The organism is Paenibacillus sp. OK076 (genome assembly GCF_900110055.1).
In the GTDB taxonomy this organism is placed as follows: domain Bacteria; phylum Bacillota; class Bacilli; order Paenibacillales; family Paenibacillaceae; genus Paenibacillus.
The window spans coordinates 380856-396363 of sequence record NZ_FOCH01000003.1 but is presented as its reverse complement, the minus strand read 5'-3'; the positions used below and the strand labels follow the sequence as shown (position 1 = coordinate 396363).

11 protein-coding genes and 1 riboswitch are annotated in these 15508 nt (G+C 48.0%); of the genes, 8 read left to right on the top strand and 3 right to left on the bottom strand.

Annotation, left to right across the window (positions count from 1 at the left end):
• Nucleotides 1-148 precede the first annotated feature (148 nt).
• From ptsG to ptsP, 3 genes are all read left to right on the top strand, one after another.
• Entirely contained in the window at nt 149-2200 is a 2052-nt protein-coding gene (gene ptsG, locus BMY78_RS24295; RefSeq protein ID WP_090903933.1) for a glucose-specific PTS transporter subunit IIBC, read from the top strand.
• A gap of 78 nt (nt 2201-2278) precedes the next feature.
• Nucleotides 2279-2554: an HPr family phosphocarrier protein gene (locus BMY78_RS24290; protein WP_036617010.1), complete on the top strand. Its 276-nt coding sequence runs from the start codon at nt 2279-2281 to the stop codon at nt 2552-2554.
• Complete coding sequence (gene ptsP / locus BMY78_RS24285; protein ID WP_090903932.1) at nt 2547-4259, top strand: phosphoenolpyruvate--protein phosphotransferase; 1713 nt, start codon at nt 2547-2549, stop codon at nt 4257-4259. Before BMY78_RS24290 ends, ptsP begins: the two co-directional genes overlap by 8 nt.
• 259 nt (nt 4260-4518) lie before the next feature.
• Here the strand turns inward: ptsP and gcvPB are convergent, their stop codons facing one another.
• The 3 genes from gcvPB to gcvT all read right to left on the bottom strand — a co-directional run bounded on the left by gcvPB (nt 4519) and on the right by gcvT (nt 8587).
• Nucleotides 4519-6006, bottom strand: a complete 1488-nt coding sequence (gene gcvPB / locus BMY78_RS24280; protein ID WP_090904024.1) for an aminomethyl-transferring glycine dehydrogenase subunit GcvPB — start codon at nt 6004-6006, stop codon at nt 4519-4521.
• A 92-nt stretch (nt 6007-6098) separates the two neighbouring features.
• On the bottom strand, nt 6099-7454 hold the full coding sequence (gene gcvPA, locus BMY78_RS24275) for an aminomethyl-transferring glycine dehydrogenase subunit GcvPA (RefSeq protein ID WP_090903931.1): 1356 nt from the start codon (nt 7452-7454) through the stop codon (nt 6099-6101).
• On the bottom strand, nt 7451-8587 hold the full coding sequence (gcvT, locus tag BMY78_RS24270; RefSeq protein WP_090903930.1) for a glycine cleavage system aminomethyltransferase GcvT: 1137 nt from the start codon (nt 8585-8587) through the stop codon (nt 7451-7453). The genes gcvPA and gcvT overlap by 4 nt, the downstream gene beginning before the upstream one ends.
• 301 nt (nt 8588-8888) lie before the next feature.
• A riboswitch (glycine riboswitch) is annotated at nt 8889-9011 on the bottom strand.
• Between the two features lie 347 nt (nt 9012-9358).
• Between gcvT and gcvH the strand changes: the two genes are divergently transcribed.
• From gcvH to BMY78_RS24245, 5 genes are all read left to right on the top strand, one after another.
• Nucleotides 9359-9748: a glycine cleavage system protein GcvH gene (gene gcvH, locus BMY78_RS24265; RefSeq protein WP_062324957.1), complete on the top strand. Its 390-nt coding sequence runs from the start codon at nt 9359-9361 to the stop codon at nt 9746-9748.
• 568 nt (nt 9749-10316) lie between these two features.
• Nucleotides 10317-11783 carry a PTS mannitol transporter subunit IIBC gene (locus BMY78_RS24260; RefSeq protein WP_090903929.1) on the top strand — a complete coding sequence of 489 codons (1467 nt, stop codon included), beginning with the start codon at nt 10317-10319 and terminating at the stop codon, nt 11781-11783.
• Nucleotides 11783-13888, top strand: coding sequence for a BglG family transcription antiterminator (locus BMY78_RS24255; RefSeq protein ID WP_090903928.1), 2106 nt, complete (start codon nt 11783-11785; stop codon nt 13886-13888). Before BMY78_RS24260 ends, BMY78_RS24255 begins: the two co-directional genes overlap by 1 nt.
• On the top strand, nt 13885-14319 hold the full coding sequence (locus BMY78_RS24250; RefSeq protein WP_024633110.1) for a PTS mannitol transporter subunit IIA: 435 nt from the start codon (nt 13885-13887) through the stop codon (nt 14317-14319). The genes BMY78_RS24255 and BMY78_RS24250 overlap by 4 nt, the downstream gene beginning before the upstream one ends.
• Nucleotides 14316-15467: a mannitol-1-phosphate 5-dehydrogenase gene (locus BMY78_RS24245; protein ID WP_090903927.1), complete on the top strand. Its 1152-nt coding sequence runs from the start codon at nt 14316-14318 to the stop codon at nt 15465-15467. Before BMY78_RS24250 ends, BMY78_RS24245 begins: the two co-directional genes overlap by 4 nt.
• Nucleotides 15468-15508: the final 41 nt, after the last annotated feature.

Sequence of the window (15508 nt, the reverse complement as noted above, 5' to 3'; positions counted from 1 at the left end):
GTTATCTAGAGCGTGATTGTTCTTACCTTATACCGGGTATGCTATACCCGAAGGTTGGACCAATTTAGCTTTGTTAACTCGTGCCTTTTTTGTTTTCCCTTGCTTGCATCACAACATAAAAATTTAAGAGAAAGGTGGATACGACGCAATGTTTAAAAAGCTTTTTGGTGTATTGCAAAGAGTAGGTAAAGCTCTTATGCTTCCTGTAGCGATCTTGCCAGCGGCAGGTTTATTGTTAGGGATCGGTAACATGCTTGTGAATCCGGATTTCTTGCAGTATGCAACAGTGCTAGATACCCCATGGGTAAGCTCAATCGCGACCATTATGATGAATGCGGGTCAGATCGTATTTGATAATCTGGCATTGCTGTTCGCTGTCGGTGTAGCCGTCGGGCTGGCCGGAGGCGAAGGTGTCGCAGGTCTTGCGGCCATCATCGGTTACTTGGTCATGAACGTGACTCTAGGTACGGCTGTTGGTGTTACACCAGCCATGATCGGTGAAGTACCAGGTTATGCGAGCATCTTGGGTATTCCTACATTGAGTACAGGCGTGTTCGGGGGTATCATCATTGGTATTACCGCCGCGCTATGTTACAATCGATTTTTCAAAATCGAACTGCCGTCTTACCTCGGTTTCTTTGCAGGTAAACGATTTGTTCCCATTGTCACTTCAGTCGTTTCCCTCTTAATCGGGTTGCTTCTGGTGATCATCTGGCCTCCAATTCAAAATGGGCTGAATGCTGTATCTCACTTCATGGTAGATACAAGTCCGACATTATCGGCATTCATATTTGGAGTGGTAGAACGGTCACTTATTCCGTTCGGACTGCATCACATTTTCTATTCACCATTCTGGTTTGAATTCGGTGAATATGTGAACAAAGCTGGAGATGTCATTCGTGGTGACCAGCAAATCTTCTTCAATCAACTGCGTGATGGCGTGAACCTTACAGCGGGAACGTTCCAAGTTGGTAAATTCCCGTTCATGATGTTCGGTTTGCCAGCTGCGGCGCTTGCGATGTACCATGAAGCAAGACCGGAGCACAAAAAGTATGTTGCAGGGATCATGGGATCAGCTGCGCTGACTTCGTTCCTCACAGGGATTACAGAACCGCTTGAGTTCTCATTCCTGTTTGTAGCGCCAATCCTGTTTGCAGTACACTGTATCTTTGCAGGTTTGTCTTTCATGACAATGCAAATTCTTGGAGTCAAAATCGGGATGACATTCTCCGGTGGATTCATTGACTTCCTGATCTTCGGGATTATCCCGAACCGCACGCCTTGGTGGGATGTTATCATCGTAGGTTTGATTCTTGCAGTGATCTACTATTTCGGATTCCGCTTGATCATTCGCAAATTCAACCTCAAAACACCAGGTCGTGAAGAGGCGACACCTGAAACAACTTCGGGCGGTGGAGGCTCAGGTTCAACAGATGATCTGCCTCACAACATTCTTGCTGCATTCGGCGGACAAGAGAATATCAAACATCTGGATGCCTGCATTACTCGTTTGCGGATTGAAGTAAATGAGAAATCCAGTGTAAATAAAGATCGTTTGAAACAATTGGGTGCATCTGGCGTACTTGAAGTGGGTAATAATGTACAGGCCATCTTCGGTACACGTTCAGATACGATTAAATCCCAAATGCAGGATATCATTGCAGGACGGACACCGGCACCAGCAGCTGTGGCTAAGCCAGCTCCTGAACAGGAAAAGGCGCAAGGTGAAGAAGGCGAACGTATTATTGCGGAAGACATCGTTATGCCAGTTAACGGCGAATTGATGGATATCACAAACGTTCCTGATCCGGTCTTTGCTGAGAAAATGACAGGTGATGGCTTTGCTGTTCTGCCTCATGATGGCAAGATCACTTCTCCTGTATATGGTAAGGTGTTTAACGTATTTCCAAGCAAACATGCCGTGGGCATTATGTCTGACGGAGGCAAGGAAGTGCTTGTTCATATAGGTGTCAACACGGTGAAGCTGAAAGGACAGGGCTTCAACGTGCTCGTGCAGGAAGGCGACCTGGTATCTGCAGGACAGCCGATTATGGAAGTGGATCTGGAGTATGTGAAAGCTAATGCTCCGTCAATCATCTCTCCGATCATTTTCACCAACCTGCCAGAAGGCTCGACAGTAACGCTAACGAAAAGTGGGTTACTGAAAATTGGCGATCAGCCGATTATTGAGATAAAATAAGAAGTGTTACAACAATGGCAAGCAAGTGTAAATATATGCAATGCCTAAAACTAAATTATTGAAAGTGAGATGATTGTAATGCAACAAACATTCAGAATTACAGATGAAGATGGTATCCACGCACGTCCGGCGACAGCCCTGGTTAATACAGCAAACAAATTCAAAGGTGCAGAATCCTTTGCAGAAGCTAACGGTAAAAAAGTAACGTTGAAATCCATCCTGGGCGTACTTTCCCTTGGTCTGGAACAAGGCGACACTATCAGCATCATCGTTGAAGGCGAAGGAGAAGCTGAAGCTCTTCAAGCTCTGACAGACGTTATGGTTAACGAAGGGCTGGGCGAAATTAATGCTTAATGTTTCTGGGATCGCGGCTTCGGCGGGTATTGCTATCGCCAAGGCGTTTATCTTGGAGCATCCCAATTACTCTGTAGAAAAACGCGAAATCAACGACGTTGACGCAGAGATCGCGAAACTCGACTCAGCACTGGGCAAGTCCCAGGCTGAGCTTGAGGCGATCAAAGAGCGTACTTTACAAGAGCTTGGCGAGAAAAAAGCTGAGATTTTTGCTTCGCATTTGCTCATTCTGAATGACCCGGAACTGATTGATCCGGTTAAAGCGAAAATTGCAGATGATAAGGTTAATGCAGAATTCGCATTGAACGAAACAGCAACGCAATTTATCGAAATGTTCGAAAACATGAAGAGTGCTTACCTGCAGGAACGTGCTGCGGATATGCGTGATGTAACCAAACGTGTGCTAAATCACTTGCTTGGTATCGAATTCATGAGTCCGGCGGAGATCAGTGAAGAAGTGATCGTGCTTGCGGAGGATCTTACGCCTTCCGACACGGCTCAACTGAACCGTCAATATGTTAAAGGTTTCGCAACCAATATTGGTGGACGTACTTCTCACTCCGCGATCATGGCTCGTTCACTTGAAATTCCGGCTGTCGTTGGAACCAAGGACATTCTGGCTCAAGCGAAACAAGGTGATATGATTATCGTTGACGGTTTGGACGGTCACGTACTGGTTAATCCAACGGATGATGTGATTGCTGAGTATCGCTCCAAACAGGAACAGTACGATGCACAACGTGCCGAGTGGAGAAAACTGCGTGACGAGCCAACGGTAACGGTGGACAACGTTCATGTGGAACTGGCAGCCAACATTGGTACACCGAATGATGTTGCCGGTGTTCTGGAGAATGGCGGCGAGGCTGTAGGCCTGTACCGTACCGAGTTCCTGTACATGGGCAGAGACAAGCTTCCTTCTGAGGACATTCAGTATAATGCTTATAAGGCTGTACTGGAAAAAATGGAAGGCAAACCTGTTGTTGTTCGTACACTCGACATCGGTGGAGACAAAGAGCTTCCATATCTGGATCTGCCAAAAGAAATGAATCCATTCCTCGGTTTCCGCGCAGTTCGTCTGTGTCTGGACCGTTTGGACATTTTCCGTACTCAATTGCGTGCATTGCTGCGTGCAAGTGTACATGGTAATCTGCGTGTTATGTTCCCAATGATCGCAACACTGGGTGAATTCCGTGAAGCCAAAGCTGTCCTGCTCGAAGAGAAGGAAAAGCTGGTTGCTGAAGGTATTGCTGTTTCAGACAGCATCCAACTGGGAATCATGGTCGAAATTCCTTCGACTGCGGTTCTGGCAGATCAATTTGCCAAAGAAGTGGATTTCTTCAGTATCGGAACGAACGATCTGATTCAATACACCATGGCTGCTGACCGTATGAACGAGCGTGTGTCGTATCTGTATCAACCATACAACCCTGCTATCTTGCGTTTGGTTAAAATGGTAATTGATGCAGCGCACCGTGAAGGCAAATGGGTTGGCATGTGTGGAGAGATGGCCGGAGACGAAACAGCAATTCCATTGCTGCTCGGTCTCGGACTGGATGAGTTCAGCATGAGCGCAACATCCATTCTGCCAGCTCGCAGTCAGATCACCAAGCTGTCCCGTGCAGACATGCAAGAACTTGCTGCCAAAGCACTGGATATGCAAACGGCTGAACAAGTCGTTGAATTGGTTCAAAGCATTCAAGCGTAATGTAATTTTACGGGGTTTCCACCCGATTTTAAGGGTTTCTTTTTCCGATAAAAAAGCTGCAGTCGTGCAGCGATTTTGCCGGTATCTGTTGTTATAGCAGATACCGGCTTTTTTTGTTCTGAGCCGGTATTTCTATTGTAAGGTTTGTCTTAAGCAGACGGAATCAATAAAAGAAGACACAGCAACAGCGGCTTAGAGCTAGGCTGTTACTGTGTCTATATGTGCCGATATCGGAATTGCGTTTTTTTGTCAGACTGTTTTAACTGCAAGCGCAGTTCAATACAGGTTTACGGGCTGCTGTTGTTTCATCCAGACGGGTAACCGGTGTGCTATAAGGGGCATTGAGTACCAGTTCAGGTGTCTCTTCTGCTTCCTTGGCAATACGAATCATCGTATCGATGAACCCATCAAGGGTTTCTTTGCTCTCGGTTTCCGTTGGTTCAATCATGATGCACTCCTCCACGTTCAGTGGGAAGTACACGGTTGGCGGGTGATACCCAAAATCAAGCAATCGTTTGGCAACATCCAGTGTACGTACACCGTACTGCTTCAACCCCCGGCCAGACATAACAAATTCATGTTTGCATACGCCTGGATACGGAATCTCGTAGTAAGGTGCGAGACGAGCCATCATGTAGTTGGCATTGAGCACCGCACATTCAGATACCCGACGTAAGCCTTCAGGTCCATAAGTACGAATGTAGGCATAGGCGCGGACCAGAATACCGAAGTTACCATAGTACGCTTTGACCCGGCCAATGGATTGATCACCTTCACGATCCAATGCATATATACCCTCATCATTTTTGATGACCATCGGTTTCGGCAGAAATGGAATCAAGCGGCTCTTCACGCCAACCGGGCCGGCACCAGGTCCACCTCCGCCGTGCGGAGTACTCATTGTTTTGTGCAAATTCAGATGCACCACATCGAAGCCCATATCGCCAGGCCGAGTGATGCCCATAATGGCATTGGAGTTGGCTCCATCGTAGTACAGCAGGCCACCTGCCTGGTGCACAATGGAGGCAATCTCCTGAATGTCTTTTTCAAAAAGGCCGAGTGTGTTCGGGTTAGTCAGCATGAGCGCTGCGGTGTCCGAACCAACAGCTGCGCGAAGTGCGTCCAGATCCACCAGCCCGTCTGCGCGGGAAGGGATCGTTACCGTTTCGAAACCTGCTACGGTTGCACTTGCCGGGTTGGTCCCGTGAGAAGAGTCCGGTACGATAACTTTTGTACGCTGTTCACCACGGCCTTCGTGGTAGGCGCGGATCATCATGAGCCCGGTCCATTCGCCATGTGCACCAGCGGCAGGTTGCAGCGTAACGGCGTCCATACCGGTTAGTCCGGCAAGGTCATTTTGCAACGTGTAGAGCAGCTCAAGTGCACCTTGAATGCTGGATTCGTGCTGATAGGGGTGAATTTTGGCGAACCCGTTGTAACGGGCCACATCCTCATTAATCTTCGGATTATATTTCATCGTACAAGAACCCAGTGGATAGAATCCGTTATCTACCCCGAAATTACGACGAGACAGGGCAGTGTAGTGGCGAATGACGTCAACTTCAAAAACCTCAGGCAATGCTGCTGCTTCAGACCGGAGCAATTCCCGGGGAATCAGGGAATCCACAGCTTGACGGGGAACGTCGCATTCAGGCAAGGAATAAGCGACCCGACCCGGACTGCTGAGTTCGAAAATCAACGATTGCTCCGGTGCTGGAGAGGCAGTCTGATTAGTGACTGTTGTGATAGTTTCAGGTTGGCCCGAAGTGGAGATAGAGGTTACCGTTTCAGATTGTCCTTGTGCCGATGTTGTCGTTGTCTTTGTTGTCGTTTCCTGAGTCACAGCGATCCCTCCAATACACGTGCGAATTCATCGATCTCTTCCTTACTGCGTCGTTCCGTAACCGCAATCAGCATATGTCCGGCGAGCTCTGGATAATCACGTCCAAGTTCATACCCGCCAATGAAACCTGCATCGAGCAATTTCAGTTGCAGTGGTTCCACGTTTGTTCCTTGAGGCAGTTGGATCACAAACTCATTGAATGTAGGGGCGGTAAATGTAAGAGAGACGCCTGGAATTGCGGTAAGCGTGTTAAGGGCATAATGGCTCTTTTGCAAATTCAGATCAGCGACGTCGATCATGCCTTGTTTACCCATAATAGACATATAGACAGAGGCGCTCAGCGCGAGTAACGCCTGGTTGGAACAGATGTTGGACGTCGCCTTTTCCCGGCGGATATGCTGTTCCCGTGCTTGCAGCGTGAGTACAAAACCACGCTTGCCGTTGCGGTCCGTTGTCTGGCCTACAATTCGGCCAGGAATCCGACGCATATGAGCCTGGGATACGGCGAAGTATCCGCATGTTGGGCCGCCGAGTGAAGCGGCGATACCAAGGGGCTGTGCATCGCCAACAACGATGTCAGCACCCAGCTTGCCTGGGGCTTCCAGCAGACCCAGCGATAGCGGGTTGGCGCTGACCACGAGCAGGCTCTTGTGCGCATGCGCAAGGTCTGCGGCCTGTTTTACATTTTCCACGGCGCCGAAGAAGTTCGGGCTCTGGATCATGACGGCTGCGGTGTCATCGGAAACGGCGGCTTGCAGGGCATCCCAGTCTGTTACTCCATTTTGATATCCAATCTCAACAATCTCCAGATTGAGGCCGTGTGCGTAAGCTTGCAATACCTGACGGGACTCAGGGTGCACGGTACGTGACACAATCAGCTGTTTGCGGCGGGTTGCTGCTGCGGCCAGATTGCCTGCTTCCGCAAATGCAGTTGCACCATCGTACATGCTGGCATTGGCTACGGCCATGCCTGTTAACTCACAAATGTAAGATTGAAACTCGAAAATCGCCTGCAATTCTCCTTGGCTGATCTCGGGTTGATAGGGTGTATAGGCAGTGTAGAACTCGGAACGGGAGATGACATGATTAATGACAGAGGGAACGTGGTGATCGTAAATGCCTGCGCCCAGGAAGCTGGCGTGTGTCTCGAAGTTGGCATTGGCTCCCGCCTGCTTCGACATATGACGTGTCAGTGCATATTCATCCAGTTTGGAGGAAACGGGCAGTTCACCCTGATAGCGAATCTCCTGTGGAATGTCATGGAACAGATCCTCAATCGTTTCCACACCGATGGTTGCCAACATGGCACTCTGATCCTGCTCGGTCATGGGAATGTAGCGATGCTTGCTCATGCTTGATCAGCTCCTTGAGTAGGTGTCTTTGATTCACGTGTCCGTTTATGAAAAGGGGTCTTCACGACCTCGGCTTTTAGTTTCTTGCCACGAATCTCAATCTCCAGCGGGGTACCCAATGCAGCATATTTGCTGTCAATCAAGGCCAGCCCCAGATTACGTTTCAACGTAGGCGACTGGGTGCCTGTGGTCACTTCACCAATCTGCACGCCTTCGGCGTAAATGGGATAATGAGGGCGAGGGATGCCGCGCTCCAGTACTTCGATGCCGACCAGCTTGCGGGCAGGCCCATCATTTTTTTGCTGCAACAAGGCTTCATGTCCGATAAACGGGCCTGCATTTAGCTTCACAAACATGCCAACGCCAGCCTCCAGCGGTGAGATGGTTGCAGACAATTCCTGTCCATACAGAGGAAGCTTGGCTTCAAAGCGCAGCGTATCCCGAGCTCCTAGTCCAGTCGGAACGAGTCCGTGACCTTCTCCGGCTTGCATCAATCCGTTCCAGACCTCAGCGGCTTGTTCTGCAGGAACGTATAGCTCAAAGCCATCTTCACCCGTGTATCCGGTGCGGGATAACAGCAATGTAACGCCACATACCTTCGCATTTGCCACAAAGCGGAAAGGCTCAATCGATGACACATCGGTGTCTGTCACCGTTCTGAGAATATCCACTGCCAGCGGACCTTGCAGAGCAAGCAGCGCCGTTTGATCCGAATCATTGGTCATCGTTACGCCTGGCGTCATGTGCTGTTGCAGCCAAGCCCAGTCCTTGTCGATGTTGGAGGCGTTAACGACCAGCATATAATGCTGGTCTTTCAGTTTATAGATCAGCAGATCATCGACCACGCCGCCATCCGGATAACACATTAACGTGTATTGGACCTGACCGGGAACGAGTGTTGTTACATCATTGGTGGTCATGTGCTGTAAAAAAGCTTCCGCGTGTTCACCTTGGACGGTGAATTCGCCCATGTGGGATACATCAAATAATCCGGCACGTTCTCGCACCGCTTCATGCTCTTTCTGAATTCCACTGAATTGTACCGGGAGCTCCCAACCGCCAAAATCAATGCATCGTACGCCTTCATATTGCTGATAGAGTGGAAAGAGTGGGGTTCTAAGCAAATCGGACATCCAATCACCTCGTCATGGGCCGTCAACCGGCCGAGTGTATAACCGTGGATCAATGAATCTGGCATCACATTTTATTATAAAAGTAAGGCAAGGACGCTATAGGCAGCGCCGCTCTATAACCTGTTTTCGTTTTTTTGGGAAAAAGGAAAAGGACAGGCCAAAGAACCGGCATGCCAGAAGCACGCTGTATTCTTAGGCTCTGTCCTTGGTACCTGAGAGTTACCCCGCCGCCTGATGCAGCAGGTTTCCCCTTGGGTGATCATAACGCCCGCACAGGGCGAATAGATGCTCTCCAGAGTTGCGTCCCGTAAAAGTCCTTTTGCCTGAGAGATTCACCTCCGCTTGTCGGTGGTTTACTCCTTCGGCGTTACCGCATGTACACCCTGATTCGGGTGTCAAGGGTAATCTCTCCCTTTACATTCATCCGCGGGTATTGCATAGACCAATTAAACACATTGACTACTCTCATTAAAGCCTGAATCGTCTATTGATGTCAAGAACGATATCATAGAAATGAATAAAAAAACCGAATGATATTTTTATTTTATTTCTTAATGTTCGTCTATTTATAAAGATCGCGCTTACTTTTCTAATATTCACCATTATATGTAGGGAGGGCCCATTTGAGTTACAGGTATATAAGGAAGAAAATCAAATAAATTGTGAGGTATCTTGACATTTGAATCGAAAATATCATACGCTATGTTCTGGGAAAAAGGTTAAGGTCAAAGAAACGCATGCACTCATTAATGAAAAGCGAGGCGGATATCGATGAGCGAATTGAAAAGTGATTTCCTGTACAGTGAAGAGCACGAATGGGTGCAGACCGTTGGGGAGGATACCGTACGTATTGGCATTACCGAGTTCGCGCAGCATCAGCTGGGTGACATTGTGTTTGTAGAATTGCCTGACCTGGAATCGGATGTAAAAGCGGAAGACAGTATTGGAACGATTGAATCCGTCAAAACCGTTTCAGATTTGTTTTCTCCTGTCAGTGGAACGATTATTGCTGTGAATGATGCATTGCAGGATTCCCCGGAGCTGGTTAACAACTCTCCTTATGAGGAAGGCTGGATGATCGAGATTCGTGTTGAGGGCGACCTGACAGCAGCACTATCCACATTGATGAATGCGGATGCGTATCGTAAACATACGGAGTAATATGAAGGTATAATTCACCGGTTGGATCGAGAGCTATAGCTTGATGTAAAAGTCCGTTTAGCGTGAAAAAAATGAAATGATTGTTTATAGATCCGGATGGTGATACTGCTTATTCGGAGAATACTTGGGCGCAATGGCTTCACCTGGGAGAGGGTGAGGTGATTGCGCTTTTTTGCCGTTGTTAAATGATGAATGGGATGGAATGTTTATCACTCTAATGTGATCCAATATCATTTCTAAATTAAATAGAAATGGCTCGTTTAAATAGAATATATTTACCATTTTATTTGTCATTAAAATGGGCTAATTCGTGGGTATGATACATGAAAGGGAATAACAGGTTCCATTCCATATACAAGGTCAAACGTTAGAAAATCCTTTAAATTTAAATCTTGTCATCAACGTTCATGACGGAAGTAGGTTTTCATTTCGTTGTAGAAGATACCGTTTTCATTTACGATATGGTTGTAAATTAAGATTTATTGCAGATTTGTACCTTTGTTCGTCTGGATCATCGTTGTCAAAATTCAGTGGAATTAAGGTTTAATATGTTGAGGAGGTTTTCAGTATGAGTTCAGTGGACGCAAAGTCCGAGAAAAGCGGAGGAATACGGGTCGGCGTTCAGAAGTTTGGACGTTTCCTGAGTGGTATGGTTATGCCAAACATGGGTGCATTTATCGCCTGGGGTCTAATTACGGCATTGTTCATTCCAAAAGGATGGTTCCCTAACGCAGATTTTGCATTGCTGGTTGATCCAATGATCAAATATTTGCTGCCTTTGCTTATCGGTTACACAGGCGGTACCATGGTACACGGCCAACGTGGTGGTGTAGTCGGTGCAATTATGACCATCGGGGTTATTGTCGGCAGTGACATTCCAATGTTCCTTGGAGCCATGATAGCCGGACCATTGGGAGCCTGGGTCATTAAAAAATTTGACAAGGCTGTTGATGGCAAAATCAAATCAGGGTTTGAGATGCTGGTTAACAACTTCTCCGCTGGTATTATTGGTGGGATTTTGGCCCTTCTAGCCCTTAAAGGCATCGGGCCTTTTGTTGAAGCAATTAGCAAGGTGTTATCGGCCGGGGTAGAAGCTTTGATGAATGCTGGACTTCTCCCGCTGGTCAATTTGATCATTGAGCCAGGAAAAGTATTATTCCTGAACAATGCGATCAACCATGGGATTTTGACGCCAATTGGTACGGATCAAGCAAGAGAACTGGGTCAATCCGTATTATTCATGCTTGAATCCAATCCAGGACCTGGACTCGGCATTTTGCTGGCATACTGCTTCTTCGGTCGCGGATCAGCCAAATCTTCCGCTCCAGGTGCTGTAATCATCCATTTCTTTGGCGGGATTCACGAGATTTATTTCCCTTACATTCTGATGAGACCGATACTGATTCTGGCTGCAATGGCTGGTGGTGTAGCGGGTACATTGACCTTCATGCTGACTGGAGCTGGTTTGGTGTCAGCACCGTCACCGGGAAGCATCATTGCATACTCGTTGTTAACACCTAAGGGTGGATATCTTGGCATGTTTGCAGGGGTAGCCGTAGCTGCAATCATCTCGTTCCTCGTAGCATCTATACTGCTCAAAACAGGTAAACAGAAGGACGACGAAGATCTGGACAGTGCGTCCAACCGCATGAAGGATATGAAAAATCAGGGCAAAACAGGCAACCTCACTGTTGATAAAGACAATCGGGAAGCTGACCGTGCAGCCGATATTGCTTCTTCGGCAGTAAAAACGGATATCAATAAAATTGTATTCTCCTGTGATGCAGGGATGGGTTCGAGTGCCATGGGGGCCTCCATTCTGCGCAAGAAAATGAAGGCAGCCGGTGTGGATGTTGCTGTAACCAATACGGCGATCAGTGAGATTCCACAAGATGCCGACATCGTCATCACACAGAAAACATTGACTGACCGGGCCAAATCCGTGGCTCCAAATGCAGAGCATATTTCCATCGATAACTTCCTGAAGAGTCCTGAATATGAGGCACTGGTGGAGCGCCTCAAATCCGACTCCTGATGAGTAATATTACAAGGAGACAGCGTGAAATCGTGGAGTTCCTGCTGGAGCATCCGCATGAGGTAACTGCTGGCGATATAGCTGTTGCGGTCAAAGTAAGCACTCGTACCGTACATCGGGAGTTGCAGATGATTGAACAATGGCTTGAGCCCCTTGGTATGAGATTGGAAAAAAAATCGGGAACCGGGGTTCGAATTGATCCCGGTTCCGATGATTTGGCCGTATTGCGTCAACAACTTGAGCTTAACGAATATGTGGAGTTTACGCCCGAAGAGCGTAAACTCTTCATGCTTTGTATTTTGCTGGATGAAGCCGAGCCTGTGAAGCTGCTTGCGCTGGCCTCAGATCTGAAGGTAACCGTGTCGACGGCAAGCAATGATCTGGACGATCTGGAGCCGCGCATTCAGCTGGCTGGCTTGAAGTTGGTTCGCAGGCGTGGATACGGGGTCAAAATCAATGGAAGCGAGCTGGCTCATCGCATGGCTATTTCCGCGCTTGCTCTTGAATATCTGGATGAATCCGATTTGTTCGGTAGACAAGCGGAGCATGGAGTTTCCAAAGTAAACAGCAAGCTTCTGGAAATGATAGGGCATGAGGATGTACTTACGGTCGAAAATGCATTATGGCAGCCGGATATTGAGTGGTTGGAAAATATACCGGAGCGTCAATACATGAAGCTGCTGATCCAATTGTCTGTAGCGGTTGTGCGGATTCGCAAAGGCTTTGGCATAGGTCGGGGTACTCAACAGGACAAAAAAGACGTTGGAATGCCTCTACATGGTGAGCAGAAGGTGCCGGAATATTTAGCTTCCAGACTGTGCGGTGTTCTATCTGCCCAACTTGGGCTGGAGTTTGTGAGCGAGGAGCAGGCTTATTTTCACAGGCTGCTGATTGAAATCGCGCAATCGATTCATTCCTCGCGTCTGCTGCCCGTAGACGATCTGGTCTTACTTGACATGGTTCGTTCCCTCACAGATCGGATGCAGCAGAAAACTCATTATTCGTTCCATGAGGATCGTATGCTCCGTGAAGGTCTGATTGCCCATATGGAGCCGGTGCTGGAACGAATGGATGGGCGGCAGCTCATCCGTAATCCGCTGCTTCAACAGATCCGCAAGGATTATGAATCACTGTTTGAGGATGTAAAGTTAGCGGTGCGAGAGGCTTGGCCCCATACGGATGTGCCGGACGAGGAGATCGGATTTTTGGTGATGCACTTCGGTGCTTCCATTGAACGGCTGCGTGTGCTGAAACGTGAGATCAGAGCAGTCGTCGTCTGTACGAGTGGGATCGGATCTTCACGGATGTTATCGAGCCGTCTGTCCAAGGAAATTCCCGAGATTCGGATTGTGGACAGTGTGTCCTGGTATGAAGCCGCACGTATACCGAAGACGGAATATGATCTGGTTCTCTCTACTGTGGATCTGCCGATGGATAAACATCAATACTACAAGGTGAGTCCACTGCTGACGGCAGAAGAAAGTGAACGTTTAAGGCACTTCATCAGGACAACGACGCTTCAGCGGGAACATAGCCCCCCACCTGAAGCTGAGTTAAGGACAATAGGACGAATTGCCGATCCAGTTGGACTGGAAGCAACCCTGATTGAAATCGTACAGATTATCGGCAAGTTTCAGGTGTTCCCGTTGGATAATCAGGAGATCGGATTTTTTGACACGGCCTACGCGATGTGCAGTGTTTTACATCAATCCGGTGTGTTAAATAATCCAGAAGAGATTGCCAGGCTGCTGGAGGAGCGTGAAGCGATTGGAAGCCAGAAAATTCCTGGGACTTCCCTCGCTTTGTTTCATACACGCAGTGATGGCATTCACAGTCCATCCATTACACTGTTCCAACTGACAGAGCCGCTTCTACGCACGACGGAAGACCCGACAGGTGTCAGCCATGTGCTCTTGATGCTAGGACCCAGACAGTTATCGAAGGAAAGCTTGGAGGTACTGAGTGAGATCAGTGCACTATTGTTGCAGGAAGAAATGATCACTTTACTTGAAAAAGGCAACCGGGATGATCTTATTCATTACTTGTCCCAAGAACTTGCGGGATTTTACCGCAGCAAAACCGAAATTGGAGGTATTCAAACATGAGTGTGTTAACTAAAGATAAAGTCATCATGAATGCAACGGCTCAGGACAAATACGAAGCGATTCGTATGGCAGGTCAAATTTTGAAAGATGCGGGACATATCACCGCTGAATACATTGACAAAATGCTGGAGCGTGAAGAGATTGTCTCCACGTATGTCGGCAACGGACTTGCAATTCCACATGGCACGAAGGAATCCAAATCATTCATTTTGTCCACAGGTATATCGGTGATTCAGTTCCCGCAAGGTGTTGATTTTGGGGAAGAGAAAGCGTATATGGTCATTGGTATCGCCGCTCAAGGTGGAGAACATATGGAGATCCTGACCAGCATCGCAGTCATCTGTGCCGAGGAAGAGAACATGGAAGCTTTGCGTCATGCTCAAACCGCTGAAGAAGTCATCACTATTTTGGAAAGCGAAATGGAACTATGAAGGCCCTTCACTTTGGAGCAGGTAATATTGGACGTGGCTTTATCGGGTTGATTCTGTCCCGTGCAGGCTACAATGTCGTTTTCTCGGACGTTAACCAGGAGCTGGTTAAGGCTCTAGAGCAGCGTGGAGAGTATACGGTTGAACTGGCTAACGAGGCCAAGGATCTGGAGACAGTTACCGGTGTGAGTGCAATCGATGGAACCAATCTGGATACCGTTGCTCAGAACGTTGCAGAAGCTGAACTGATCACAACCGCTGTGGGTGTGAACATTCTGAAACATATTGCTCCGGGTATTGCAAAAGGACTTACGTCCAGACTGGGAACGGGTGATGTCTTCCAGCCGCTTCACATTATTGCCTGTGAAAATGCAATTGGAGCCAGCACGCAGTTGAAAGAACATGTATATGGTCTACTTGATGAGCGTACTCGCCAGCTTGCGGATCAGTACGTGTATTTCCCGGACTCTGCCGTGGATCGGATTGTGCCGATTCAGCATCATGAAGATCCATTGCATGTACAGGTAGAGCCTTTCTATGAATGGGTTGTTGACCGTTCACAAATGGCCCCTGCATTCAAACCGGTTGAGGGTGTAATGTATGTGGATGATCTGGAGCCTTATATCGAACGGAAGCTGTTTACCGTAAACACCGGACACTGTATTGCTGCCTATATTGGATATGTGAACGGGTATGATACGATTCAGAAGGCTATTGCCGATGAAAAAGTCAAATCCATCGTATATGGTGCCTTGCAGGAAACCGGAGCTGTTTTGGTGAAGCGTTTTGGATTCAATGCCGACGATCATCAGTTGTACATTGCCAAAATATTGGAACGGTTCGTTAACCCGCATCTGACGGACGAAGTAACTCGTGTAGGACGTTCGCCGCTGCGGAAACTGTCCCCGAATGATCGTCTGGTTCGCCCGGCTCTCCAGGCTTACGAGTATGGAACGGAGACAACACATTTGGCAATGGGTATGGCGGCTGCTTGCAAGTTTGACATTTCCGAAGACCCAGAAGCAGTGGAACTCCAGACTACGATCCAGCAAAAAGGGATTGAAGCAGCACTCAGCCAGTATACGTCCATGGATGAGAGTCATCCTGTACTGAAGCAGGCTGTAGCGCATTATCAACAAATGCAGAAGTAACGGTCTGTATTTCAATACAAAATCATATCGATAGAAGAAGA